1 pseudogene is annotated in these 261 nt (G+C 73.2%); it reads left to right on the top strand.

Going from position 1 to position 261, the window contains the following annotated elements:
* Window positions 1-251, top strand: a pseudogene (locus ON45_RS20730) (hypothetical protein); the annotation flags it as partial.
* Between the last annotated feature and the right edge of the window lie 10 nt (window positions 252-261).

The following is a 261-nucleotide window of genomic DNA, read 5'->3' as shown; positions in this document are numbered from 1 at the left end:
GCACGCTGCGGATGTCCCGACGCCTCGATCCCGACCGGCAGGAGTCCCATCGTCTCGCCGACCTCTGTGAGCGGTACGACGTGTCGCTGCTCCGGCCGCACGAGGCTCTCGCCGACGCCCACGCCACTGCCGCAGTGCTCCCGCATCTGCTCCGCGCGCACGGCGTCACCGACGTCGCCGATCTCGAGCCGTTCCTCGACCGCGCCTCCCCGCGCCGCCCGAGCGACCCTCGCGCGCCATCGGGTGTCTGACACCCGATGG

The sequence above is a fragment of the Ilumatobacter nonamiensis YM16-303 genome, assembly GCF_000350145.1.
Taxonomy (GTDB): domain Bacteria; phylum Actinomycetota; class Acidimicrobiia; order Acidimicrobiales; family Ilumatobacteraceae; genus Ilumatobacter_A; species Ilumatobacter_A nonamiensis.
The sequence above is the reverse complement of the archived record's forward strand: the minus strand, read 5'-3'. Positions and strand labels throughout refer to the sequence as shown.